The 23,517-nt window shown below is 43.9% G+C and carries 18 protein-coding genes, 2 pseudogenes and 1 other annotated feature; of the genes and pseudogenes, 5 read left to right on the top strand and 15 right to left on the bottom strand.

Features of this window, described 5'->3' with window-relative positions:
• On the bottom strand, window positions 1–506 hold a 506-nt coding region (locus AC1DVB_RS17230), incomplete at its 3' end, for a prepilin peptidase (RefSeq protein ID WP_477590161.1).
• Window positions 507–1,264: 758 nt separating this feature from the next.
• Here AC1DVB_RS17230 and AC1DVB_RS17235 point away from each other — a divergent pair.
• Window positions 1,265–1,573, top strand: a pseudogene (locus tag AC1DVB_RS17235) (transposase); the annotation flags it as partial.
• An 18-nt stretch (window positions 1,574–1,591) separates the two neighbouring features.
• Here the strand turns inward: AC1DVB_RS17235 and AC1DVB_RS17240 are convergent.
• Window positions 1,592–2,881 (bottom strand): bifunctional folylpolyglutamate synthase/dihydrofolate synthase, encoded by a 1,290-nt coding sequence (locus AC1DVB_RS17240; RefSeq protein ID WP_477590163.1) that lies wholly within the window; start codon window positions 2,879–2,881, stop codon window positions 1,592–1,594.
• A gap of 98 nt (window positions 2,882–2,979) precedes the next feature.
• Between AC1DVB_RS17240 and AC1DVB_RS17245 the strand changes: the two genes are divergently transcribed.
• Together AC1DVB_RS17245 and AC1DVB_RS17250 are read left to right on the top strand one after the other, a co-directional pair.
• On the top strand, window positions 2,980–3,921 hold the full coding sequence (locus AC1DVB_RS17245) for an ATP-grasp domain-containing protein (protein ID WP_057276641.1): 942 nt from the start codon (window positions 2,980–2,982) through the stop codon (window positions 3,919–3,921).
• Window positions 3,890–4,735 carry an ATP-grasp domain-containing protein gene (locus AC1DVB_RS17250; protein WP_095679660.1) on the top strand — a complete coding sequence of 282 codons (846 nt, stop codon included), beginning with the start codon at window positions 3,890–3,892 and terminating at the stop codon, window positions 4,733–4,735. The genes AC1DVB_RS17245 and AC1DVB_RS17250 overlap by 32 nt, the downstream gene beginning before the upstream one ends.
• 56 nt (window positions 4,736–4,791) lie before the next feature.
• Here AC1DVB_RS17250 and AC1DVB_RS17255 read toward each other — a convergent pair whose 3' ends face one another.
• On the bottom strand, window positions 4,792–7,443 hold the full coding sequence (locus tag AC1DVB_RS17255; RefSeq protein ID WP_057276643.1) for a valine--tRNA ligase: 2,652 nt from the start codon (window positions 7,441–7,443) through the stop codon (window positions 4,792–4,794).
• 42 nt (window positions 7,444–7,485) lie between these two features.
• Window positions 7,486–7,714: a binding site (T-box leader), on the bottom strand.
• A 225-nt stretch (window positions 7,715–7,939) separates the two neighbouring features.
• On the opposite strand from AC1DVB_RS17255, the gene AC1DVB_RS17260 reads away from it, so the two are divergent.
• Complete coding sequence (locus AC1DVB_RS17260; RefSeq protein WP_034308896.1) at window positions 7,940–8,131, top strand: hypothetical protein; 192 nt, start codon at window positions 7,940–7,942, stop codon at window positions 8,129–8,131.
• Between the two features lie 56 nt (window positions 8,132–8,187).
• Here the strand turns inward: AC1DVB_RS17260 and ysxE are convergent, their stop codons facing one another.
• The 8 genes from ysxE to hemA all read right to left on the bottom strand — a co-directional run bounded on the left by ysxE (window position 8,188) and on the right by hemA (window position 17,407).
• A complete protein-coding gene (ysxE, locus tag AC1DVB_RS17265; RefSeq protein WP_262869541.1) occupies window positions 8,188–9,258 on the bottom strand; it encodes a spore coat protein YsxE in 1,071 nt (356 codons plus the stop codon).
• Between the two features lie 95 nt (window positions 9,259–9,353).
• Window positions 9,354–10,757 carry a stage VI sporulation protein D gene (spoVID, locus tag AC1DVB_RS17270; RefSeq protein WP_377330579.1) on the bottom strand — a complete coding sequence of 468 codons (1,404 nt, stop codon included), beginning with the start codon at window positions 10,755–10,757 and terminating at the stop codon, window positions 9,354–9,356.
• A 404-nt stretch (window positions 10,758–11,161) separates the two neighbouring features.
• Window positions 11,162–12,451 (bottom strand): glutamate-1-semialdehyde 2,1-aminomutase, encoded by a 1,290-nt coding sequence (gene hemL / locus AC1DVB_RS17275; protein ID WP_063594329.1) that lies wholly within the window; start codon window positions 12,449–12,451, stop codon window positions 11,162–11,164.
• Window positions 12,452–12,491: 40 nt separating this feature from the next.
• A complete protein-coding gene (gene hemB / locus AC1DVB_RS17280; protein WP_057276647.1) occupies window positions 12,492–13,484 on the bottom strand; it encodes a porphobilinogen synthase in 993 nt (330 codons plus the stop codon).
• Complete coding sequence (locus AC1DVB_RS17285) at window positions 13,481–14,278, bottom strand: uroporphyrinogen-III synthase (protein WP_477590168.1); 798 nt, start codon at window positions 14,276–14,278, stop codon at window positions 13,481–13,483. The genes hemB and AC1DVB_RS17285 overlap by 4 nt, the downstream gene beginning before the upstream one ends.
• Window positions 14,278–15,210, bottom strand: coding sequence for a hydroxymethylbilane synthase (gene hemC, locus AC1DVB_RS17290; RefSeq protein ID WP_430756693.1), 933 nt, complete (start codon window positions 15,208–15,210; stop codon window positions 14,278–14,280). Before hemC ends, AC1DVB_RS17285 begins: the two co-directional genes overlap by 1 nt.
• A 9-nt stretch (window positions 15,211–15,219) precedes the next feature.
• Window positions 15,220–16,050, bottom strand: a complete 831-nt coding sequence (locus tag AC1DVB_RS17295) for a cytochrome C assembly family protein (RefSeq protein WP_034308913.1) — start codon at window positions 16,048–16,050, stop codon at window positions 15,220–15,222.
• Window positions 16,051–16,060: 10 nt separating this feature from the next.
• A complete protein-coding gene (gene hemA, locus AC1DVB_RS17300; RefSeq protein ID WP_057276650.1) occupies window positions 16,061–17,407 on the bottom strand; it encodes a glutamyl-tRNA reductase in 1,347 nt (448 codons plus the stop codon).
• 253 nt (window positions 17,408–17,660) lie between these two features.
• Here hemA and AC1DVB_RS17305 point away from each other — a divergent pair, with 253 nt between their 5' ends.
• The gene (locus AC1DVB_RS17305; RefSeq protein WP_063575548.1) at window positions 17,661–18,143 is read left to right on the top strand and encodes a LiaI-LiaF-like domain-containing protein; all 483 of its coding nucleotides are present in this window, start codon (window positions 17,661–17,663) and stop codon (window positions 18,141–18,143) included.
• 56 nt (window positions 18,144–18,199) lie between these two features.
• Here AC1DVB_RS17305 and yihA read toward each other — a convergent pair whose 3' ends face one another.
• From yihA to AC1DVB_RS17325, 4 genes and pseudogenes are all read right to left on the bottom strand, one after another.
• On the bottom strand, window positions 18,200–18,781 hold the full coding sequence (yihA, locus tag AC1DVB_RS17310; protein WP_034308918.1) for a ribosome biogenesis GTP-binding protein YihA/YsxC: 582 nt from the start codon (window positions 18,779–18,781) through the stop codon (window positions 18,200–18,202).
• The gene (gene lon / locus AC1DVB_RS17315; protein WP_377330577.1) at window positions 18,778–21,099 is read right to left on the bottom strand and encodes an endopeptidase La; all 2,322 of its coding nucleotides are present in this window, start codon (window positions 21,097–21,099) and stop codon (window positions 18,778–18,780) included. The genes yihA and lon overlap by 4 nt, the downstream gene beginning before the upstream one ends.
• 255 nt (window positions 21,100–21,354) lie before the next feature.
• Complete coding sequence (lonB, locus tag AC1DVB_RS17320) at window positions 21,355–23,025, bottom strand: ATP-dependent protease LonB (protein ID WP_377330576.1); 1,671 nt, start codon at window positions 23,023–23,025, stop codon at window positions 21,355–21,357.
• A 165-nt stretch (window positions 23,026–23,190) separates the two neighbouring features.
• Window positions 23,191–23,517, bottom strand: a pseudogene (locus tag AC1DVB_RS17325) (hypothetical protein); the annotation flags it as partial.

The raw sequence follows: 23,517 nt of genomic DNA on the forward strand, positions 1-23,517 counted from the left end.
CCCTTACTCACGACCGCGATTGATAACAGCAGGCTAAAGCCAACCGCTGCCCCGACAATTGAATCCCAMCAGGGCATCAGTGGAAATGAGACTCTTAAAACAATAAAAATCACTATAAAGAAAAGCAGTATTTTATCGGGTATGAGCATATAGGCGACATCAGTCACGAAGATGATCATAAATAATGAAATCAATATCCAGCCAACCAAAAGTTCGCCCGACCAGCCAAGGAATATCGGAGCAGAGGCAAACAAAACACCGGTCAGCATTTCCACGGCCGGATAAAGGGGGGATATCCTTGCTTTACAGCCCCGGCATTTACCGACTTGCAACATATAAGAAATAACCGGTATCAACTCGAAGAATGTCAATGTACGCCCGCAAGAAGGGCAGGCGGAACGACGATTCGCGAATGAATGACCAGCTGGAACACTTAAACCGACAACGTTAAAGAATGAGCCTAAAATTAAGCCCAATACGAAGAGATAGATATGGATAGCCATCATTTATACAAAGAGCATGAGGATTCGATTGCCTTTCTTTGAAACCCTGATATAAAAGTCCCTTCCGCTATGTAATTAACCATTGGGTTCTTCATGCTCATCCCTCCCGTCATTTTATTAAGCAGATCCTACTATTCAACATTCATATGGAATGCAATATATAATCATATTTTAACAAATAAACTGGGTGATTTGTTATCAATCACTCTATTGGAGTTTTTTCTTTTCAAGAGGCTCTTTAACAAGAGAAAAGGACCTTTGAAAGGGTCCTTTCAGACTGTAGACAAACTCGATGAAAATTGAGTTTGGTTTTTTAGGGGTTTGTGCAATTTGAACGTTAATTTCCACTCCAGGCACTCGCTTTCCGCGGGCGGTCCGGGAGCCTCCTCGGCGCCTTTGCGCCTGCGGGGTCTCCCCTGCCACGCTTTCCCCGCAGGAGTCTCGTACCTTACGTTCCAATCAACTATGTTTTATATTTAGATAGAACCCTTTTGTTTACAAACTAGATAATATTTGTTTGCCGTCAGTCTTTTTTTTGGTTTGTAAAATGGGAACGTTGATCTCCACTCCAGGCACTCGCTTTCCGCGGGCGGTCCGCCCTCGGCGCACTTGCGACTGTGGGGTCTCCCTTGGACTCGCTATTCCCGCAGGAGTCTCGCACACCCGCTCCAATCAACTATGTTTAAAATTTCAGATGGAACTCCTTTTGCCTATAGTCTATTTTGTTTTAAAATAAACTATTAAAACCTGAGGTGATGTGGATGCTTTCGAAACATTATTCTATTCAGCGAGACCAACTTGAAATGATTACTTTAGATCAACTGGTGCCGGCGAATCATTTGGTTCGTAAAATTGAGGCTGCCATTGACTTCACTTTCATTTATGATTTGGTGAAAGATATATATTCAGAGATAGGAAGCCCAAGTATTGATCCAGTTATATTAGCCAAACTGACTTTCATTCGATTTACCCTCGGTATTCGTTCAATGCATAAAGCAATTGAAGAAGTTGAAACAAATATGGCTTACCGTTGGTTCTTAGGCTTTGGTTTCCATGATAAAGTGCCTCATTGCGGTAATGCACATCCTTTAGGCATCTTCTCTGATTAGGAACTCCCTCACAAGTGAAAGGAAATGAAGGGACCCTGTAATGACAAGAATCTCTTTATCCCCCGTTTTCCTTCTGCCTTCCGTTATCGCCGCCTGCCAATCCTTATTTATACTTTTATTTGGATGATTGCATTTTTCATAAAGCGTTTTCGCATCCGCCGCCCGTTCATGGTCGAATTCGGTAATGATGATTTCCATTGCCCCCGTTTCCAGTCCATGAAGCATCTCGTAATAGTTTTTATCTTTAAATGAGCTGAATACGAATCGGTACTTATAGTCGGGGTAATGCACTTTTAGCGTTTCCTTCAATACGTCGATGCCAGCAGGATTATGTGCACCATCAATGATCACCAACGGCTCATCCGATATTTTTTCAAAGCGTCCATCCCATTTTGCTGCCCCTATTCCTTTAAGGATGCTTTTTTCATCAATATTTTCCATCCCTACTGTGACAGCAGCAATGGCCAGTGCCGCATTCTCCATTTGATGACGGCCCAACATCCGCATTTCCACATTTTCGATTGACCTATCGGCAAGTGCAAATGAGAAACTTTGTCCACGTTCACTTCGCTTCATATTGCAAACACGAAAGTCTTTGCCCAATTKGTAATAAGGTACGCCTAAAGCTGACGCTTTTTCTTCAATTACTTTTGCTGGTTCCCCGGCTGTGACTCCGCTGATGACCGGCGCTCCGCTTTTTATGATGCCTGCCTTCTCAAAAGCAATTTCCCCAAGTGTGTTACCCAGGATGTTCGTATGTTCCAAAGAGATCGAGGTAATGATCGAAAGAAACGGCTGGATGACATTCGTTGTGTCAAGCCTGCCTCCCAAACCGGTTTCCATCAAAACCAAATCGACTTCCTTTTTGCTAAAATAAGAGAATGCCATTGCAGTCAAAATTTCGAACTGGGTGGGACCATTCCCCTTGCTGTCCATCTCATGGATGATCGGCCAAAGCTTCCGGAAGACATCGATGAATTCCTGATCACTGATTTCATCCTCATTCACCTTCAGCTGTTCATTCATCCGGATTAAATAAGGAGAAGTGAAGGAAGCGACCCGAATCCCTTGGGCAAGCAGAATTTCTTTAATATATTGCAGTGTCGATCCTTTCCCGTTGGACCCCGCAATGTGAATATACTTTAGCTCCTTGTGCGGGTCGCCTAATTCAGTTAACAATGTTTCCATCCGTGACAGGCCAAAATTCATGCCCAATCGAACTTGGCGCCGTTCAAAAAATTGATTGATTTCTTTCATGGTTGTAACCATTATCGTGGAGCCTCCTCTTTCTTTATACCGCTCTTATGCGTTAAGATTATTTTATCAATATATGTACGATTAACCTAGATGAAAGGTAGTGTTTTACCATGAAAACTTCAGATTTCCACTGTTGGATTGTCGTCAACGGCTATTTACAGCATGATAAGTTTTCCAGTTTAGCTTTGTTCATTAAAGAGGCGGCTGAAAGGAAAGGTATCATGGCAACCCTTATCCGCAATTCAGATCTCATGCCCATAATCGAAAAAGGAGTGCCGCTGCTTAAAGGAACCTTTGATAAGCTGCCGGATTTTGTTCTGTTCATGGATAAAGACATTCATTTGGCGCGCCATTTGGAATTGCTCGGCATCCCCGTATATAACAGCAGTGCAGCAATCGATATATGCGACAGCAAAGCAAAAACACATCAAGCCTTAACAGGGCATGGCATACCGATGCCGAAAACCATATTTCCCCCTTTTACGTACGAAGGGATTGAAAGGGTCAATATGGACGCTTTCATCCAAATCGGCAATGAACTCGGGTATCCTCTTATCGTTAAGGAAGCATACGGTTCTTTTGGGGAACAAGTATATTTAATCCAATCAGAGGATGAGTTACTGAAGACGGTCCGTGATCTTGGCCACAAACCATTTATCATCCAGGAATTCATCGAGCACAGTAAAGGTCGGGATATTCGCGTGAATGTCGTGGGCAATCAAGTCATAGCAGCGATGCAACGTCATTCCGAGCAGGACTTCCGAGCTAATATGACTGCCGGGGGGCAGGCTGCACCATATATCCCCACCAGTGAAGAAGCACAACTTGCCATTCGATGTGCGCAAATTCTGGGTGCCGACTTCGCTGGCGTCGATTTGCTGTTTGGTGAAGAAGGTCCGCTTTTGTGCGAAGTGAATTCGAATTCGCATTTACTGAATATTTTTGAATGTACAGGCATCAACATCGCCGATAGCATGTTCGATTATATCTTGAAAGAATTAGGAAAAGGAAGTGCATCTGATGAAAAAACAAGCAGGCTGGTTGATTTATAACCGTGAGGATGCCTTGAAAAATAAAGGATACATAGATTGGATGCTTGACGAAGCCAGTAAGCTTGATCTTGATTTACACTTTCACTTTCGGGAAGACCTTAGGATCGGACATCGTTTCAACAAGTTGTTTGTGGAACATGAGATGCAGCCAATTTCATTGCCGGACTTTGCCATCGTCCGGACCATCGATCCTTTTTTCACTAAGCAACTTGAGCAATTGGGGATTGCTTGCTTTAACTCCTCCTTCGTATCGGAAATCGCGAATGACAAAGCAAAGACGCATCAATATTTGTCCTCGCTGGGGATTCCAATGGCCGATACCGTATATTGTAACGGAAGGCCGAGTGCCGATGACATGGAGCTCCCTTTCATTGCTAAAGAAACAAGCGGCCGCGGCGGGAAACAAGTATTTCTAATCGAGCATGCCGATGATCTTGCCCAGCTGAATGATGGGAATTGGATAGTTCAAAAACCTGGCTTATTCGGTAAAGATATCCGCGTTTTTGTAATTGGAAAAAAAGTGAAGGCTGCTGTACTTAGGGAATCCGCTTCCAGTTTCAAGGCAAATTATACGCTGGGCGGATCGGCTTCGCTATATGAGCTGACTGCATCTGAATTAGCCCTTGTTGAAAGAGTAATGAGTTCATTTGATTTCGGCCTGGTCGGTATCGATTTCATATTTGCCGAAGATGGCAGCCTCATGCTGAACGAAATTGAGGATGTCGTCGGGAGCCGGACATTAAGTGCACTAAGTGATATGAATATCGTATGGGAGTACCTTACATTCATAAAAGAAAGCATATCCTCTTCTTAAATAGCATGTAAACAGAAAAAGGATGAACCGGCTTCAAGCTGGTTCATCCTTTTGTTTTACAGTTGTTTCAGTTCGCTGATCCTGTGGATTACAGAGTCGCGTTTTTCGCTATAGTCTTTTTCCTTGGCACGTTCTTCTTCGATGACGCTTGCCGGCGCCTTTTTAACGAAGCCCTCGTTGCCTAATTTTTTCTGTACACGCTCAACTTCTTTATTAAGTTTGTCGAGTTCTTTTTCAAGACGTTTCACTTCTTCGTCAATATTGATCAGTCCTGTAAGCGGAAGGATTAGTTCTACGCCAGTTACGACAGCTGTCATGGCTTGAGCAGGCTCTTCGACTTCGATTCCGATCGTCAATTGTTCAGGATTACAGAAACGCTCGATATAGCTGCTGTTTTTCTGTAATGTCGCTAAGATGGCCTCATCTTTCGCTTTTAAAATCAAATTGATTTTTTTGCTTAACGGTGTGTTCACCTCAGCACGGATATTACGGACGGAGCGGATGATTTCAACAAGCAGCTTCATTTCCTCGGCTGCAGCTGTATCTGTTAACTCTTCATTCACTTCCGGCCAAGCGGCAACAGTGATGGACTCACCTTGATGCGGTAGGTTCTGCCAGATTTCTTCGGTAATGAATGGCATGAACGGGTGTAACAATCTCATTGTGTTATCCAGTACATACGCCAAGATCGAGCGCGTCGTTTTCTTAGCCGCTTCGTCTTCTCCATATAGCGGAAGCTTCGCCATTTCAATATACCAGTCACAGAAGTCATCCCAAATGAAGTTGTATAGCACACGGCCCACTTCACCAAACTCATAACGGTCCGCAAGTCTGGTTACGTTGGAAATCGTTTCATTCAAACGCGTCAAGATCCATTTATCGGCTACAGACTTCTCACCGCTTAAATCGATTTCGTCATACGTCATGCCATTCATGTTCATCAAAGCAAAACGTGATGCGTTCCAAATCTTATTGGAGAAATTCCAAACTGCTTCGACTTTTTCCGTACTATAACGAAGGTCCTGGCCTGGCGAGCTGCCCGTAGATAAGAAATAACGCAGGGAATCGGCACCGTATTGATCGATGACATCCATCGGATCGACACCATTGCCTAGCGATTTACTCATCTTGCGCCCCTGTTCGTCACGAACCAGACCGTGGATCAGCACATCTTCAAATGGTCGTTCACCTGTGAACTCAAGAGCTTGGAAAATCATCCGTGATACCCAGAAGAAAATGATATCATAGCCTGTCACAAGTGCCCCGGTTGGATAGTAACGTTGGAAATCGACACTGTCCTTGTCAGGCCAGCCCATAGTCGAGAATGGCCATAATGCCGAGCTGAACCATGTATCAAGGACATCTGTATCTTGTTCCCAGTTTTCAGCGTCCGCCGGCTCTTCATGACCTACATACACTTCACCTGTTTCTTTATGGTACCAGGCGGGAATGCGGTGACCCCACCAAAGCTGACGGGAAATGCACCAGTCGCGGATATTTTCCATCCAATGCAGGTACGTTTTCTCGAAACGGTCCGGTACGAAATGAACTTTTTCCTCATCGGATCCTTTTTGAAGCTCAACGGAAGCATCAGCCAGCGGCTGCATCTTAACGAACCATTGCGTCGAAAGATATGGTTCAACAACAGCACCGCTTCTCTCTGAATGGCCTACTGAGTGAAGGTGATCTTCGATTTTGAAGAGTACTCCTTCTTCCTGAAGGTCCTTGACGATTTGCTTACGGCATTCAAAACGGTCCATGCCTTCATATTTACCGGCCTTTTCATTCATCGAGCCATCTTCATGCATGACAAGGATGCGCTCCAAGTCGTGACGGTTCCCGATTTCGAAGTCATTCGGATCATGAGCAGGAGTAATTTTGACCGCGCCTGAACCGAATTCCATATCGACATAATCATCACCGACAATCGGGATTTCCCTGCCTGTAATTGGCAAGCGGACCTTTTTGCCGATCAAGTGTTTATAACGGTCATCTTCAGGGTGTACAGCAACAGCAGTATCGCCAAGCATCGTTTCTGGACGGGTGGTGGCAATTTCAATTTCACCCGATCCATCAACCAATGGATATTTCATATGGTAAAATGCGCCCTGCACATCTTTGTAAATGACCTCGATATCGGATAACGCCGTTTTCGTTGATGGATCCCAGTTGATGATGTATTCGCCGCGATAAATCAAGCCCTTGTTATAAAGCGAAACGAACACTTCGCGCACTGCTTTTGAAAGACCTTCATCCAGGGTGAAGCGTTCACGGGTATAATCAAGTCCAAGACCTAGCTTTGACCATTGTTCACGGATATGGCTCGCATATTCCTCTTTCCATTTCCATGTCTCTTCCACGAATTTTTCACGCCCAAGGTCATAACGGCTCACGCCATCCGCACGAAGTTTCTGTTCTACTTTCGCTTGAGTGGCAATACCGGCATGGTCCATGCCAGGTAACCATAAAACATCATAGCCTTGCATCCTTTTCATGCGTGTCAATATATCTTGAAGTGTCGTATCCCAAGCGTGGCCAAGATGCAGCTTACCTGTAACGTTAGGCGGCGGGATGACAATCGTGTATGGTTCTTTTTTATCGTCACCCGTCGTTTCGAAAAACTTTCCATCAAGCCACCATTTGTAGCGGCCTTTCTCTATCGTCTGCGGATCATATTTAGTCGGCATTGAAATTTGGTTCTCTTCCATATCATTTCCTCCTTTTGGGCATAAAAAAAACTTCCATCATCTCAAAAGGACGAAGGAAGTTGTTCGCGGTGCCACCTTTTTTCCGAAAAAGAAAAAAATCCCTTTCGGCTCTCAAATCGGATAACGGCTCTTCACCGGCCTTCGCTACTAAGAAGTTCACGAAGACTGCTCGCGGACGACTTCGGATGCTGCTGCCTGGAAACCTCGCACCAATTTGGTTTCCTCTCTGAAAAGTGCATTTCATCTTACTATTTCCGGTCTTTGCATTGATTTATATTCATATGTAAAAACATTGAATGCATATAGTATATAGTACAAAAAACATGGGGCTCCAGTCAATCATCTTTTGCTTACTTACTCAGGAATCATCCCATTTGATGCATTCATGTTCATTTTCTTTATTTTATCCTCCAGAAACAGTGAATGTGACGGCTGTTTCACCTTTTTCACTGCCCACCCATAGAATATAAGAAGTCCTAAAAAGGAAGGTAATAATATGAAGCGAAGATATACTCCCTATACTTTACCGCCTTGGGTGAAAAAATTCCGCGGTGTCTGCCAGCAGTTCATCGTCCCCTTTATCGTATTCCAAGGATTACGTACGCTGATTTTCCCGACTTTTTTCGATATGCTCCTGCTTATCGCGTTTATTTTCCTGGCCATGTCTTTGTATTTCGAATGGATTTAATTATTCCCTTACAGCAAAAAAATATACATGACTGGAGATGATCCAATCATGTATATTTAGCTTGGGGGTGATTGTTCTTCTTTGGCAGCCTCGGCAGCCGCCTTTTTCTTCTGTTCGATTTCTTCGATTCTCATCACCATATATTCAATATTTTTCAATAGCCAAAATTGCCGCTGAAGTTGCGTGACATTATCAAGCTCTGAACGATGGCCCCTGCCATCGGAATAACCCTTCACTAATTCCAAAGCTGATCCAGGGAATGCCAGATAACTTTGCATGAGCAATAATTCTTCTTCTTTTAACGGAAAATAACGAAAATAGTTATATAGCCAGTCAACACAGTCATCGCATTGGACAGGATAGGTCCTGGCCGCTTTAACGAGAAATGGCAGTAAATCGAAATGCGGCGGAGCCGTATTCGAATTCTCAAAATTGATGAAGTAGCCATATCCCCGCTCATCATAAACGAAATGCTTCAAAGAAACCTTTCCGTGCGTTACCACGGTTCGAACCTTTTCACTATCCTTCGTTTTTTCATACCAGGTTTCAAACTTCTTGATCGAGTACTTCAGCGCCTGTGAAATATCAGTGTAGAAAGAACAAACCGTCAGTTCGAATGGAGACATATACCACTTCTTTTCACAGCTGACAATATACTCTTCTATAAATTCCTTTTCGTTATTCCAGGCATCAAGCGTCCGCTCATAATGTGCTTCCCGTTCCTCAATATCCACTTGTATTTCCTTAACGGAAAGTGTATGCATCCGAGCAAGCTCCCTGAACAATTGCTTATGCTTTTCATCGCGCTCCCCGTCCCTTTCATCATTGAGCCAGGGCATCAGGTAATACAAACGTCCATTATGAAGAACGGCGTAACGCTGATCCATCGTTTGATAAATGGGAACGATTCGATTATAGCCGCGATGGTACAGTTTTTGAACATTTTTGATAAAATCAATGCCGTTATGCGGTAACATGGATTTCAAGGCAAATGTACCGCGATCACTGTATACTTTTTTTACACGCCCGAAGTCCTCAATATATTGTACATACATGGCATATTCCTTCAATACGGTCTCCGTGTCCCGATCCCGATTGGCAGGCTGCTGATTCTCGTTTTCCCTCACGAGACTCACTCACTTTCTCTAAAAAAACTAAACAATCCGCTTCCTCTAGCATTTAAAAAACAGGAGCAGAGCATATGCCCTGCTCTCTGTCCCGGTCAATTCTTATACGCAACCGCCTTCGGTATATAAATGACTTGCCCTTCATGGACGTTCTGATTCGACTCCAATTCATTGCTGAAAAGGATCGATTGAACCGTAACATCATATCGTTGAGCCAAGTCATCAAGCGTTTCCCCTTGCTGAACAATGCAAACCTTCATCCTTACCAGTTCTTCTTCTTGTTTCCGTCCGAATAAATCCATGATGGAAAGCTGCTTTTCATCATGATCGGCCGTTTCTTTTTCATCACGTTCCGCTGCTTGTTTCCTGCCTTTGAAACTCTTACCCTCCTTAGCCGGAGGCGCAGGTCTTTCCCTCTTTTTGAATAGATCGCTTATGGACGAATTGGATTCCTCTTCTTGCTCCACCTTCACATTCTCATTAAGGATAGGACCCGCTGTAACGGCATCGTCTTCTTGCCGGATGACATCCTCGGTTTCTACATTTAAAACTGGGCTACTTTCATGATTGGTTGCTTGACTTGGCTCTTCTTCTACTTCTTCTATAAATGTGACTCTAGGAATCTCCAAGGAATCCTGCCTGCTTGGTTCTTCCTCCAATTTTGCCTCTCCCATGGAAGGTACCTTTTCCGGGGAGTCAGGCGGATCACCAATTACTTCTTCCTCTACAGCTTGAGCTTCTTCCTGTCTATGCACTTCCGTTTCCCATTCCTCCTCTTCAGGATATGGTGAAACCGGGATTTCAAAAACGGGAGCATTATGCTGATCGCTTAAATAAATCGGTTCCTCTTCTTCTTCTTCTTCATTTGCTTCAGAAACCCGTTTTGACTCTGCAGAAAAAGGCGCGTATAACTCTTCTTCCTCCTCATCACGGAAAACGGGCTGAAAATCCGGGATTGGCGGCACTGCGGCTGCATAAGGAATATATGACTCATTTTCCCCATCCGTTTCTTCCTGATCCTCCGTTTCCCCAACTTCCTGCTCAGTATCAAACCGTTCTTCCACATATGAATCATTATAGATTCCGGTTATCAAAAGGTCCGCCTGCAATTTCAAGCAGTTATGCTCTGGCATGGCATAATCAAAGCTTTGAATCGAGACATCAACCTCATCCAAAGAGGCAATCCGATTATTCGGAATCGTTATATCAACCGGAAAACGGTGTGTGAACTCATTAAGTCCATTGGGATGCCTCTCGACCTTTTGAACCGCTTTTGGCAAAAAGGTCTGCGAAAACTCCTCTTCTTCACCATTTTGCGAGTCTTTGTATTCACCGCTTAAATCCAACGAGCCTCGTATAAAAACATATTGATCACTTTCTTGAATCGACACATTTGGATCAAGGGAAATAGAGTATAGCTCAGCCACTTCCTGTCCCTTCTGGAACCAAACGGATTCCTCTAAAGAAAATCGTAAATACGATTCATTTTCTTGCGACAAGACAACTCCTCCTTTCAGCTTCATGAAACGGTACCTATACCAATATCAATCTATGAAGGGAGGAAGCTGTTTATTCCTTAATTCATTTGCAGCTCTCCTTAGATATTCCCTGAATTAAAAGAAAGAGGTTCAATTTTCAGGCTAAATCAAGCGGGAATTACAATCAGCTTGAAAAACCCGCTCGGCATACCGCCATATTAATTCCCAACAGCCTATTAATTCTGCTTTCTACCAATTATTTAGACCATCTCCAATTAATTCGGCCGTGAACGTTAAATTCGGTTCTTACACATACGGATTGAATTCAAAAAAACTGGCTGCATTTCTCCAAAAGTTTTTGGAAAAATGGCAGCCAGTTCAAATTTATCATTATCGAATATCGCGGTAGCTCCTGAAGCCTTGAATCATTTTTTTAATTTGGCAAAAGCCTGTTCTGCCGCAGCAATGGTTTTTTCGATATCTTCATCACTATGTGCAGTGGAAAGGAATAACCCTTCAAACTGTGACGGCGGCAAGTAGATGCCTTGATTCGCCATTTCCCTATAGTAGGAAGCAAAGAACTCTAAATCGGATGTTTTTGCTGTATCATAGTTTACGACATCTTCATTAGTAAAGAAAAGTCCAATCATGGAGCCGGCACGGTTGAATGTATGGGGAACACCGTACTTATCCGCTGCCGCTCCAATTCCTTTTTCGAGCATATCCCCTTTTCGGGTGAACTCATCATAAGATTCTGGAGTCAATTGGCTCAGCGTTTCAAGGCCGGCCGTCATGGCAAGAGGATTACCGGACAATGTTCCCGCTTGATAGATTGTCCCACTCGGGGCAATTTGTTCCATGAATTCGCGCTTGCCTCCGAACGCTCCGACAGGCAAGCCGCCGCCAATTACTTTCCCAAGGCAAGTCAGGTCAGGTACGATGCCAAAATAGCCTTGTGCACAATTATAGCCGACACGGAACCCTGTCATGACTTCGTCAAAGATCAATAAAGCCCCGTATTGGGTCGTCACTTCACGTAAGCCTTCGAGGAAACCAGGTTGTGGCGGAACCACACCCATATTCCCTGCAACAGGTTCTACGATGATACAGGCGATGTCTTCGCCAAATTGTTCAAACGCATATTTGGTTGCAGCAAGATCATTATATGCTACGGTAATCGTATTTTTTGCAATGCCTTCCGGTACACCTGGGCTATCCGGTAAACCTAATGTTGCAACGCCGGAACCCGCTTTGATCAGCAATGAATCGCCATGGCCATGATAGGAACCTTCGAATTTCAGGATTTTATCACGGCCTGTAATGCCTCGTGCCAGCCTTAGTGCACTCATCGTCGCTTCGGTTCCTGATGATACCATCCGGATCATTTCAATCGAAGGCACCCGTTCCATGACCAACTTGGCCAGTTCATTCTCAATCAGCGTAGAGGTTCCAAAGCTTGTACCTGACTCCGCTACTTTTTTCAATGATTCCACGACACGGTCATTCGTGTGACCCAGGATGAGCGGTCCCCATGAAAGAACATAGTCGATATATTCATTTCCATCGATATCATACATTTTCGAGCCTTTTCCACGCTCCATGAAAATGGGATCCATGTCCACAGATTTGAAGGCACGTACCGGGCTGTTCACGCCGCCTGGCATCAAATTTTTTGCTTCGGCAAAAGCTTTTTTCGATTTTTCATATGACCGCATGATTCAATCCCCTTTTTCCATTACAGGTTATATTTTTTTATCATTGATTATCTTCGTTAATCCAGCGTGCTACATCTTTTGAAAAATACGTGATGATCAAGTCGGAACCTGCGCGTTTCAAGCCTGTCAGCATTTCCATCACAATCGCTTTTTCATCAATCCAGCCGTTTTGGGCAGCAGCTTTGACCATTGAATATTCACCGCTGACATTATAGGAAACGATCGGAAGATTAAAGTTATTCTTAACGTCCCTGATGATGTCCATGTAGGAAAGGGCCGGTTTCACGATTAGGAAGTCCGCACCTTCAGCAACATCGGATTCAGCTTCACGAAACGCTTCAAGGCGATTGGCGGGATCCATTTGGTAAGTTTTCCTGTCGCCAAATTGCGGCGCACCATTCGCGGCATCACGGAATGGGCCGTAAAAAGCCGAAGCATATTTCACCGCATAGGACATGATCGGAATATCTTCATAACCCGCTTCATCCAGACCTGCACGGATGGCCGCAACGAAACCGTCCATCATATTGGAAGGCGCAATGATGTCTGCGCCGGCCTCAGCCTGGCTGATTGCCGTTTTGGCAAGAAGGTCAAGAGAAGCGTCATTAAGGATTTTTTCCCCTTCAACGACCCCGCAATGGCCATGGCTTGTATACTCGCAAAGGCAGGTATCCGCTATGACAATAACTTCAGGATATTGTTTTTTAATAAAGCGGGTTGCTTCTTGCACAAGTCCGTTGTGATGAAATGCCCCTGTTCCCTGTTCGTCTTTATCATGATCAAAAGGGACACCGAATAAAATGACTGATTTAATGCCCAGACTCACGACTTCATCCATTTCGGCACCCAGATTATCCATGGATAGCTGATAGATACCTGGCATGGAGTTGATTTCATTTTTCACATTTTTCCCGTCAATGACGAAGATCGGATAAATCAAATCCTCTTTATGCAATTGTGTTTCACGGACTAAAGCCCTCATGCCAGCACTTGCACGCAAGCGGCGGTGGCGATTGAATGGAATGTTTTTCATTTGAAAGTTCCTCCCTGTTTATTTCTTTTCAAGATAAAGCGTATTAACTCCGCAACCATGGCATCCGTCGTATAAACATCTGGACAGACATCGACGGATAGCCCATGTTTTTCAGCAGTTTTAGCGGCAATCGGCCCGATGCAGGCGATGATGATCCGGTCTATGTATGTATCCAATTCATGGCTTTTCATGATCTCTAAAAAATGATTGACAGTCGATGAACTCGTAAAGGTCATGATGTCGATTTCATGGTTCTTTATAAGCTGCACCAGTTTTTTTTCACTGCTTCGAGGAAGCACTGTATGATAAATTATCACTTCATCACAGATTGCTCCAGCTTCATTGATCGCCTCCGCTATAACCGCCCTTGCGAGATTTCCTTTTGCCAGCAACACGCGGGCACCCGGATCTAGCAGGGTATTGAACTCCGCCACGAACCCTTCGGCAACAAACTGAGCTGGAACGAAATCCGCCTTATAACCATGCCGTTTCAGGGCCGCTTCTGTTTTGGAGCCGATTACGGCTATTTTCGGAAGCTTCAAAGGCTGGTTTCCAAGAAGCCTAAAGAAGAAATCCACCCCATTTTGACTGGTCAGAATGATCCAGTCATATGTAAGCAACTCTTCAAACCTCTGATGCACATCTTCCATATGATCTGGAAGGGTGAACTCAAGCAATGGAACAAGAAGCGGCGTTCCGCCATTTTTTTCGATCGACTCTTTTAAACCATCTGCCTGTCCTTTCCCTCTGGTGATCAATACCTGATAATCCTTAAGAGGTTGAACTGGGTTCATTACTGATCAAGCTCTTCTTTTACGCGATCGATCAATTCTTTACCGCCCATTTCGCTAATCTGTTTGGCAGCAGCATGCCCAACCGCCTCTGGATCAGCACCTTCGACCATTTCTTTATATATCACCTTTCCATCCGGGGCAGCGACCAAAGCCGTCAAGGAAACGGATCCATTATCTTTTGCCACCGCAAATCCAGCAATCGGCACCTGGCATCCGCCTTCCATTTTATCCAAAAAGGCACGTTCCGCTTCAACCGTCCTTTTCGTTTTTTCACAGGTCAATTTCGCAAGTTCCGCCAGCAGTTCTTTGTCGTCTTCACGGCATTCAATGGAAAGAGCTCCTTGTCCAACTGCCGGAATGCAAATATCTTCATCTAAAAATTCCGTTACGATGTCCTGCTCCCAACCCATTCTTGATAGTCCGGCTGCCGCTAAAATGATAGCATCATAATCTTCCGTTTTCAGCTTATTCAGACGGGTATCGATATTTCCGCGAATCCATTTAATTTCAAGGTCCGGCCTTCTTGCCAAAATTTGCGCGCCACGCCGCAAGCTGCTTGTACCTATGATGGAACCGGATTTCAGTTCGGAAAGGGTTTCATGGTTCTTTGAAATCAAGGCATCCCGATGATCCTCTCTCGGTGGTATGCAGCCAATCGTCAAACCTTGAGGCAGCACTGCCGGCATATCCTTCATACTATGTACAGCCATATCAATTTCTTTATCCAGCATCGCTTGTTCGATTTCTTTAACGAATAAGCCCTTTCCGCCGACCTTGGAAAGTGTTACATCAAGGATTTGGTCACCCTTTGTGACAATTTCCTTCACCTCGAACTCGTATGGGACCCCAAGTCCTTTAAGTTGATCGATCACCCAGTTCGTTTGGGTGATCGCTAATTTACTACGTCTTGAACCGACAATTATTTTTCTCATAGTTTCCTCCTATGTATTCCAAAAGTGGAATGTTGAAAGGCTTCCGAAAAGGAAAAAGTTAATTAACACAATCATGAAAGATCCAATATTCAGAAAGGCTAGCGTCCTTCCATACATTTGTTTCCGAATTTTCAAGTATAAAAACACACTGTAAGCAATAAGCAAAATAAATGAGCCGATGATCTTCATGTCCAGCCAGGATACCCCAGGGACTTTTATATAAGCCCATTGAATCCCCAGGATGAGGGAGACCACCAATAATGGAACACCTATAACTGCGAGGACATAGGACATATGCTCGAGCTTTGTTAAATCGCCGAGTCGAAGCAGGCGTTTTCCCCACTTCTTCCGTTTCAATAAATCATATTGAATTAAGTATAAAACTGAAAAAACGAAAGAAAGCGTGAATGCCCCATATGATAGGATCGCAAAAGTGATATGTATGAGCAATAGCTCTGAAACCAGGCGCTGTGCAAGCACTTGAGATTCTATCTGAACAGGTGCAAAGGTATGGATGGCCATAACCATGAAACCTAATACATTCGTAAAAAAGACCGTAAAATCGACTCTTAGCAATCGGTTAATGATCAATGATAGCGATATGAGGACCCATGCATAAAAATATAAGCCTTCAAAAATCGTCAATACCGGGAACCTTCCCGTTTTCAACACATACAGAAACAAAAAAATTGTTTGCAGCACCCAAACAATAGAAAGCAACCAGAAGGCGACCCTGTTCGCCTTCTGGTTATTATTAAGGAAATCAATAAAGTATAAAAGCATACTGATGGCATACAGCAAAACAGTGGCTTCATGCAATCTTGTCATTAGTAATTCCATATCTACCTCATTACTGGACAGGAACTGGATTCAATAGGGATGACTTGGAGCTGTTCCGTTCTTTTTCATCCCCAACCAGCTGGTCTTCAATCAATTCCTCTAAATGGAAGATTTTCACGAAATTATTTAATTGCTCTTTTGCATTCGGCTCATCTGCCAGCTCTTTTGCATAAAGTATCGGATCTTTCAGCATTTGGTTGATGATGCTTTTCGTATGCTTGTTCAGGACTTTTTTGTCACGTTCGCTCAAATGCGGAAGCTTTCTTTCGATGCTTTCCATCGTTTCCCTTTGTATCGATAGGGATTTTTCCCGTAAAGAAGAAATGACGGGAACCACACCAAGTAAATTAATCCACTGGTTGAAGTCCACGATTTCTGATTCGATCATCATTTCTATTTTCTCGGCAGCTTTTTTACGTTCTTCGATATTGGCTTGCACGATCCCTTCCAGATCGTCAATGTCATACAAGAAGACATTTTCCAGCTCGGCCAATGTTGGATCAAGGTCACGCGGCACTGCGATATCGACCATGAAAATAGGACGGCCCTTACGAAGCTTATTGACGAATGACATCATTTCTTTTGTTACAAGAAGATCTTTTGCACCAGTGGAAGTAATCAGGATATCGGTATCCACTAAAGCGCATTGAAGCTCTTGCAGCTGTTTGGCCGTACCATTGAATCTCTCAGCCAGGTCGACCGCTTTCTGAAAGGTGCGGTTAATGACCGTAATGCTGTCGGCGCCATTGCTATGCAGATTTTGAATGGCCAGCTCACCCATCTTACCGGCCCCAAGAATCAAGACATTCTTGCCATTCAGGCCTCCAAAGATTTTTTTTGCAAGCTCGACTGCCGCATAGCTGACGGAAACGGCATTGGTATTGATTTCGGTTTCCGAATGAGCTTTTTTAGCTAATGTAAGGGCTTGCTTGAAGAGATGGTTAAAAACGGTACCGATCGTATCTTCCTTCTGCCCTAACAAATAGCTTGAACGTACTTGTCCCAAAATCTGAGTTTCTCCCAGTATCATGGAATTCAAACCGCAGGTAACTGAAAATAAATGCTCGACAGCCCCATCGCCTTCATAAATGAACAGATATTTAGAAAATTCTTCTTTATCGATGTTAAACCATTCCGAAAGAAATTCCTTGATATAATACCTGCTTGTATGGAGCTGGTCCCCGACCGCATAGATTTCCGTCCTGTTACATGTTGAAATAATAATATTTTCCAAGATGCTTTTTTTATTTTTAAGAGCTTTCATTGCCTCGGCAAGTTCGGCTTCGTTAAACGATAGTTTTTCCCGAATTTCTACAGGGGCAGTTTTGTAATTTATACCAACCGCTAGAATATGCATCCTTTTGTTTTGCACCCCCAAAATTTTTCATGTAAATTAATTATACCATGTACTAAAATGGATTCACGCAAATAATATGAACAGTTTATGAAAACATATGCTACCATGAAAAGACAGCGAAAACGCCTCAATGCTACAAAAGGTGTCTAAGCGGGATTTGTAAAGTTACATACATATTTCGACATTGTGTACAAAAGTACCATATCAAAAATGGCAAAAAACTTCAAGTAATCGAATTGCATAGGAGGATAAAATGAAAACGCAACGTATTTTCCCAGGAATCGTTTTAATCGGTTTCGGGCTCTATTTTTTTCTTGAACATTCCCAAATCGAAATTTTTCCGGGCTTTTTCAGCTGGCCCACTTTATTATGTATTGTCGGTGCCGCCTTCCTGATTCAGGCATATAGCGGTAATGAATATGAGTCCATCCTGCCAGGCGTCATCTTACTTGGGTTCGGGGCCCACTTCCACATCGCCGAGAACCTGGAGATTTGGCCGGATGATATAGGTATCTTTATTTTAATCATCTCACTGGGATTTATTCTCCGGGCACGTAAAACAAATTCTGGAATGTTTCACGGGATGGTCATATTCATCGTCTCGATCACATTCTTATTCTATGATAAAATCACAACGTCTTTCGGGATTGTTGAAACCACCACCGCGAACATCGAAAGGTTTTGGCCCTTTGCCTTGATGGCGATCGGCATTTATTTTTTGGTTCGAAAAAAGTGAAGATTTTCGATTACATAATGAAAAAGGGTATTCCAGATGCGGAATACCCTTTTCTTTTACATATATTTCTTAAGGACGCCCCATGCTTGTTCCTTACCTTCGCCTGTTTCACCAGAGAATAGAAGCAATTCATCTTCTTTTTCCATATTTAACGTTTGGCGCGTGATTTTCAAGTGTTTCTGCCATTTGCCTTTTGGAATTTTATCCGCTTTGGTGGCAATGACGATCCGGGGCAGGTCATAATGCTTCAGGAATTCATACATTGCGATATCATCCTTTGTCGGCGGATGACGCAAATCGACGATCAGAAGCGCAGCGCGGAGCTGGTCACGGGAAGTGAAGTACGTTTCGATCATCTTCCCCCAAGCATCACGCTCCGTCTTGGATACTTTTGCATAACCATAACCCGGTACATCCACAAAATGGAGTGCTTCATTTATGATATAAAAATTCAAGGTCTGCGTCTTACCCGGTTTAGAGGATGTGCGCGCCAAGTTTTTTCGATTGATCATTTTGTTGATGAAACTGGACTTCCCAACGTTGGAACGGCCTGCCAAGGCAAATTCCGGTATTGGAGTATTGGGATATTGTTCAGGCTTCACAGCACTGATGACAATATCTGAACTTGTTACTTTCATTCGTTCACACCTACCAATGCATGCTCAAGGACTTCATCGACGTGTGAAACTGGAACAAATGTTAATGCTTTACGGACACTTTCCGGGATATCATCAATATCCTTTTCGTTATTTTGCGGGATGATGATTTTCGTAAGTCCTGCGCGATGGGCCGCTAAAGATTTTTCTTTAAGCCCGCCGATCGGAAGAACCCGTCCGCGTAATGTAATTTCGCCTGTCATGCCTACCTCTTTTCTGATCGGCCTATTTGTAAGGGCCGATATTAACGCTGTTGCAATCGTGATGCCTGCAGAAGGGCCATCTTTTGGAACCGCACCTTCGGGGACATGAATATGAATATCATATTTTTCATGGAAGTTCGCATCAATCTGAAGTTTCTCGGTTTTTGAACGGACATAACTGAAAGCAGCCTGGGCTGACTCTTTCATTACATCGCCAAGCTTTCCTGTAAGGATCAGCTTCCCTTTACCTGGTGATAAGGAAACCTCGATTTGCAGCGTATCGCCACCTACCGACGTGTATGCTAAACCATTAGCTACACCAACTTGGTTCTCGACCTCCGCCTGTCCATAATGGAACATGGTTTTCCCTAAAAACTCCTCGACATTCTTTTCAGCAATGACGACCCGCTTTTTATCTCCGGACACGATGATTTTTGCAGTCTTCCGACAGATGCCTGCAAGCTGTCGTTCCAGACTCCGAACACCGGCTTCCCGAGTATAGTAACGGATGATTTTTGTAAGTGCTTCCTCACGGACTTGCAATTGTGTCTTCAATAAACCATGGTTTTCAAGCTGTCTAGGCAGCAAGTGATCCTTGGCTATATGAAGTTTCTCTATCTCAGTATAACCTGCAATCGAAATGATTTCCATACGATCACGAAGCGGACCAGGAATCGATCCCAAATTATTTGCCGTTGCGACGAACATGACTTTGGAAAGATCGTAGGTTTCTTCAATATAATGATCACTGAAATTATGATTTTGCTCTGGATCGAGCACCTCAAGCATCGCTGCAGATGGATCTCCCCTAAAGTCATTGGACATCTTATCCACTTCGTCCAGTAAAAAGACCGGATTTATCGTTCCAGCTTTTTTCATGCCTTGAATGATCCGTCCCGGCATTGCCCCTACATATGTGCGGCGATGTCCGCGGATTTCTGATTCATCGCGCACCCCACCTAAAGATATACGGACGAAATTCCTATTCAGGGATGAAGCGATCGATTTAGCCAAGCTCGTTTTCCCGACTCCTGGCGGTCCCACCAAGCAAAGGATCGGTCCCTTCAATGATTTGGTCAATTGCTGTACGGCCAAATACTCAAGCACACGCTCCTTCACCTTTTCCAAACCATGGTGGTCCTGGTTCAGGATTTTTTCGGCTTTATGAATATTCAAGTCATCTTTGGTCGCTTTGGTCCAAGGAAGAGAGATCAGCCATTCGATATAATTGCGGATCACAGAGCTTTCGGCTGAGCTCGAAGGAACTTTTTCATAACGGTCCAATTCCTTTAATGCCGTTTCTTTGATATGCTCAGGCATATCCGCTTCTTCTATCTTTTCGTTCAGGACTTCAATTTCCCCTGTTTTTCCTTCTTTATCGCCCAATTCCTTTTGGATCGCTTTCATTTGCTCTCGTAAATAATATTCCTTTTGAGTCCGTTCCATCGAACGTTTAACACGCTGGCCGATCTTTTTCTCGAGAAAAAGAACTTCTTTTTCGTTATTGATGATCTCGATTACACGGCTAAGACGCTCTTTCATATCAATGGTCTCAAGCACTTCTTGCTTCTCCTTCAATTTCAAAGGCAAATGGGAAGCGATTATATCCGCTAATCGCCCAGGCTCTTCAATATCCGAAGTGGACGAAAACGTTTCACCGGTTATTTTCTTGGACATTTTTATGTATTGTTCAAAATAATCCAGTAGTGTGCGCATTAATGCTTGATGTTCAGCATCCTTTTCTTCACTGTCTTCATATATTTTAATCTTGGCACCATAATGTGTCTCATAATCGTAAAATTCCATGACTTCTGCGCGGTTCAACCCTTCCACCAACACCCGGATTGTACCATTCGGAAGCTTCAACATCTGTTTTACCTTTGTTAAAGTTCCCATTGTAAATAAATCTTCTTCACCTGGTTCGTCCAACGAAACATCTTGTTGTGTCGTCAAAAATATAAGATGGTCTTCCACCATTGCTTTCTCAAGGGCTTGTACCGATTTATCTCGGCCTACATCTAAATGAAGTACCATCGTTGGATATACAAGCAGTCCTCTAAGCGGCAGGAGGGGGACGATGATTTCTTTATCAGTCATTTCCTGACACCTCCATCTAATTAGTATCGTCGTTGTAAACTATTTACCCATGTTCTCAACCTTTTAACAATTCTATCCTATTTATATAGAAGTGTCTATTCGTTTACCTTAACACGTTTCGACTGCTATTATTATCTCCAATATTAGATAAAAAAGCACGCCTGAATGCGTGTTTATTTTTTACGGCAGGGTGGCCAGGAACGCCAATTTTGTCCTTAAAATGCCCCGGTTCTATTTTTAGCCGGGGCATATCCTTTATACACTTTCTTTTTTTGATAGGTCCAAGGTTGTGAGGATTTGTTCCGACATCAATTCTTTCTTCAGTGCCTGATCCAGCACTTCTTTCACATTCGAAACAGGAATGATCTCTATATCCTTGATTTCAGATAGAAGCGGCTGCATGTTTTCGGCTGGGATGATTACCTTTTTTGCCCCGGCAAGTTTAGCCGCCTTGATTTTCGGAATGACACCGCCGATCGGTTTAACGCCGGCATGAATGCTTATTTCCCCAGTCATCGCCACAGTGTGGTCAACAGGGATTTTATATATGGCCGAGTATATGCCTGTGGCCATTGCAATCCCTGCAGAAGGGCCATCCACTGGACTTCCGCCCGGAAAGTTCACATGGATATCGAATTGATTGGCAGGCACTCCCATCGAGCGTAATACCGTAATGACATTTTCAATCGAACCTTTCGCCATGCTCTTGCGTCGAACCGATTTGCCACTCCCGCCGCCGATACTTTCTTCCTCAACGATACCGGTAATGTTTATCGAACCTTTTTCATCAGAGGCAGCCATTACCGTAACCTCTATTTCCAGCAATGCCCCGCTGTTTGGACCATAGACTGCAAGACCGTTGACAAGGCCAATTTTGGATTTCGCTTCTATTTTCCTGTCCATTCTTTGGGTCAGCTGGCTGCTATGAGCCATCCAATCTATATCTTCTTCCCTGATGAAAGTCCTGTTTTCATTAATTGAGATTCCTGCAAGAGTCTGAATCATGTTGACAGCTTCCCTGCCATTTCGGGCATAATCCGAAATCGATTCCAAGCCTTTATCACTGATGGTGATCCCCACTTTATCTGAGGCATTCTTGGCCACGGCGATTATTTCTTCCCGTTCCAGTTCACGGAAAAACACTTCTATGCATCTTGAACGTATCGCAGGCGCGATTTCATTTGGCGTTCTTGTTGTGGCACCAATCAACCGAAAGTCAGCCGGCAGACCATTTTTAAAAATATCATGGATGTGAGTGGGAATATTTTGATTTTCCTCTTGATAATAGGCACTTTCCAGAAAAACCTTACGATCTTCCAATACCTTTAAAAGTTTATTCATCTGTATCGGATGAAGCTCCCCTATTTCATCTATGAACAGTACGCCTCCATGTGCATTGCTGACTGCACCCTGCTTTGGCTGCGGAATTCCTGCCTGTCCCATCGCCCCGGCTCCTTGGTAGATTGGATCGTGCACAGAACCGATGAGCGGATCGGCAATCCCTCGTTCATCGAACCTGGCTGTGGTGGCGTCCAATTCAACAAAAACGGCCGAATTCTTAAAAGGGGACTTGCCATTTTTCTTCGCCTCTTCCAAAACAAGTCTGGCAGCTGCTGTTTTCCCTACCCCCGGAGGACCGTAAATTATCACATGCTGGGGATTCGGCCCACATAAAGCAGCTTTTAAAGATTTAATCCCATCTTCTTGACCGATGATTTCATTAAATGTGCTTGGTCTAACTTTTTCTGCCAATGGTTCTGTTAACGAAATCGATCTCATCTTCCGTAATTGGTCCATCTCCTTACGTGAATCACGGTCAATGGAAACTTTTTGTGTCCGCTGGCCTTTCAATAAGTTCAAAAAATACAATCCAATAATAATCCCAAAAAACAGCTGGATAAACAACGCCAATCCTGTCCAATTCATCTTATTCCCTCCTGCACTCTCCTAGTTTGTCATTTCTGTTAGTATCTCCTTTGGAAGGGCGAAATTATCCAAGAAATTCGTGTTGAAAAATTGGCGTTTTTATCCTAAATACAACAATTTAGAAAAAAGGGAAAAGAAAAAGACTGCCAGGATGAACTGGCAGTCTCAGACTGTAAACAACTCGAAATTATCTGGTTTTACCCTACTGTTTTGAGGTTTTAACGTTGATTTCCACTGCAGGTGCTCGCTTTCCTTGGTGCGGGCGGTGAGCCTCCTCGGCGTAAACGGCTGTGGGGKCTCACCTGTCCCGCTGCTCCCGCAGGAGTCTCGCACTTCCGCTCCAATCAACTTTGGTCTAAAAACAAGGCTGTTTTCGCATACTTTGTTGCTATTTACGAAGTAGTACAGTGTGGTTGATTTCCCCTCCAGGTGCTCGCTTTCCGCGGGGCGGGCGGTGAGCCTCCTCGGCGTAAACGCCTGTGGGGTCTCACC

The sequence above is a fragment of the Peribacillus sp. P4_D6 genome, from assembly GCF_056401795.1.

What these genes read in the sequence shown, in the direction of transcription:
- lon (WP_377330577.1), bottom strand. Translation starts at nt 21,099, where the DNA reads ATGACTGATAAAGAAATCATCGTCCCCCTCCTGCCGCTTAGAGGACTG.
- AC1DVB_RS17305 (WP_063575548.1), top strand. Translation starts at nt 17,661, where the DNA reads ATGAAAACGCAACGTATTTTCCCAGGAATCGTTTTAATCGGTTTCGGG.
- AC1DVB_RS17250 (WP_095679660.1), top strand. Translation starts at nt 3,890, where the DNA reads ATGAAAAAACAAGCAGGCTGGTTGATTTATAACCGTGAGGATGCCTTG.
- yihA (WP_034308918.1), bottom strand. Translation starts at nt 18,781, where the DNA reads ATGAAAGTAACAAGTTCAGATATTGTCATCAGTGCTGTGAAGCCTGAA.
- AC1DVB_RS17260 (WP_034308896.1), top strand. Translation starts at nt 7,940, where the DNA reads ATGAAGCGAAGATATACTCCCTATACTTTACCGCCTTGGGTGAAAAAA.
- hemB (WP_057276647.1), bottom strand. Translation starts at nt 13,484, where the DNA reads ATGAAAAACATTCCATTCAATCGCCACCGCCGCTTGCGTGCAAGTGCT.
- hemL (WP_063594329.1), bottom strand. Translation starts at nt 12,451, where the DNA reads ATGCGGTCATATGAAAAATCGAAAAAAGCTTTTGCCGAAGCAAAAAAT.
- AC1DVB_RS17285 (WP_477590168.1), bottom strand. Translation starts at nt 14,278, where the DNA reads ATGAACCCAGTTCAACCTCTTAAGGATTATCAGGTATTGATCACCAGA.
- hemC (WP_430756693.1), bottom strand. Translation starts at nt 15,210, where the DNA reads ATGAGAAAAATAATTGTCGGTTCAAGACGTAGTAAATTAGCGATCACC.
- lonB (WP_377330576.1), bottom strand. Translation starts at nt 23,025, where the DNA reads ATGAATTGGACAGGATTGGCGTTGTTTATCCAGCTGTTTTTTGGGATT.
- AC1DVB_RS17295 (WP_034308913.1), bottom strand. Translation starts at nt 16,050, where the DNA reads ATGGAATTACTAATGACAAGATTGCATGAAGCCACTGTTTTGCTGTAT.
- hemA (WP_057276650.1), bottom strand. Translation starts at nt 17,407, where the DNA reads ATGCATATTCTAGCGGTTGGTATAAATTACAAAACTGCCCCTGTAGAA.
- AC1DVB_RS17255 (WP_057276643.1), bottom strand. Translation starts at nt 7,443, where the DNA reads ATGGAAGAGAACCAAATTTCAATGCCGACTAAATATGATCCGCAGACG.
- AC1DVB_RS17245 (WP_057276641.1), top strand. Translation starts at nt 2,980, where the DNA reads ATGAAAACTTCAGATTTCCACTGTTGGATTGTCGTCAACGGCTATTTA.